General features: G+C 33.6%; 1 protein-coding gene. It reads left to right on the forward strand.

Annotation, left to right across the window (positions count from 1 at the left end; genetic code table 11):
• The first annotated feature begins 167 nt into the window (after positions 1–167).
• Positions 168–1,199, forward strand: a complete 1,032-nt coding sequence (locus ACAX61_RS19485; RefSeq protein WP_370716197.1) for a transposase — start codon at positions 168–170, stop codon at positions 1,197–1,199.
• Positions 1,200–1,434: the final 235 nt, after the last annotated feature.

Genomic DNA, 1,434 nt, shown 5'->3' on the forward strand with positions numbered 1-1,434 from the left:
ATACATGGGCGGGCTGATAAGTCCTTAGAATGGAACCGAAAAAATTTAAATATCTAAATAATCTTTTGCATACATATTATACTATATATATAGGCTTCGAAAATCGTATTTGTTTGAATATATTAATAAATTAATTTTTTTGGAAAATTTAAAATATTACTGTTCAAATGTATGAAAATATAGAATTCCGCAGCGTGGTAAGGTTTTTATTATTAAAAGGATTAGAAAAAAATGAAATCGTGATCGAGATTCAATCGGCTTACAAAAATCAAAGTCCATGTACTGCAACCATCTACAATTGGATAAGGGAATTTAGATCCGGAAGAACAAATATTCATGATAACGATCGATCGGGTCGACCAATAGAAATTGGCCACGAAAAGTCTCTGCAGCTTCAAAAGATAATAAGATCTGAACGAAGAATTACGCAGTCGCAAATTGCATATCGACTCAATATTTCCAAGTATTCTGTGCAAACAATGCTTTCACAGCTTGGTATTAGAAAGTTGTGTAGCCGATTTGTTCCTCGCTTTTTGACAGCTGAAATGAGGCAAATGAGAAAGGAGGCTTGTCAACAGAATTTGGAGCTCTTTGTGAAAACTAGAACAGCATTGATAGATAACCTTATGACAATGGATGAAACATCGCTGTCATTGTTTACACCAGAAGGTAAAAGAGAATCATCTGAATGGAGATTTCAAGACGAAAAACCACCAAAGAAATTAAAGTGCGCCACGACAACCCGAAAGTGTTTGATGTTAAGCGTCTTTTGGAACCGTATGGGTGTGATAAAGCTCGATTTCACCAAAGAAAAATTAAATGCTGACTACTATTGTGCCTTACTTGAAGATGTCAGAAAAACAAAACGAAAGCCCAGAAATGATTTTCTTTGGTTTCATCACGACAATGCACCCATTCACACTGCACAGAAGACTCGGAACAAAATGAATGAGCTTGGTCTTCACTGCATTGCTCAGCCTCCTTACTCACCTGATCTTGCACCCAGTGACTTTTACTTATTTCATCGTTTGAAAAAGTATTTAAAAGGACATTTGTTTGAAAACTCTGATGAATTACAAAAAAGTGCCACAGAATTTTTCAATGGTCTGGAGCCAGATTTCTTCTCAAAAGCTTTTGATGAATTGATTAAACGCTGGCAGAAATGCTTTGACTATGACGGAGATTACATAGAAAATTAAGCATAATCACTCTCGCTCGTTTTGTGAAATCGATGTTTTTTGAATAAACATGTTTATGTCGTTTTATTCTTCAAAATTTAATATTTTCAATTTGCAAAAAAATATTTTATTATTATATTAAAACAAAATCGGTTTTCTTAACCTATATATTGTGAATATTAATCATGCCAAATTTTATTTCAATATTTAAATTTTTTCGGTTCCATTCTAAGGACTTATCAGCCCGCCCATGTAT

The sequence above is a fragment of the Sphingomonas sp. IW22 genome (assembly GCF_041321155.1).
In the GTDB taxonomy this organism is placed as follows: Bacteria; Pseudomonadota; Alphaproteobacteria; order Sphingomonadales; family Sphingomonadaceae; genus Sphingomonas.

Excerpts from the sequence above, each read along its gene's own strand:
- ACAX61_RS19485 (WP_370716197.1), top strand. The coding sequence starts at position 168 with ATGTATGAAAATATAGAATTCCGCAGCGTGGTAAGGTTTTTATTATTA.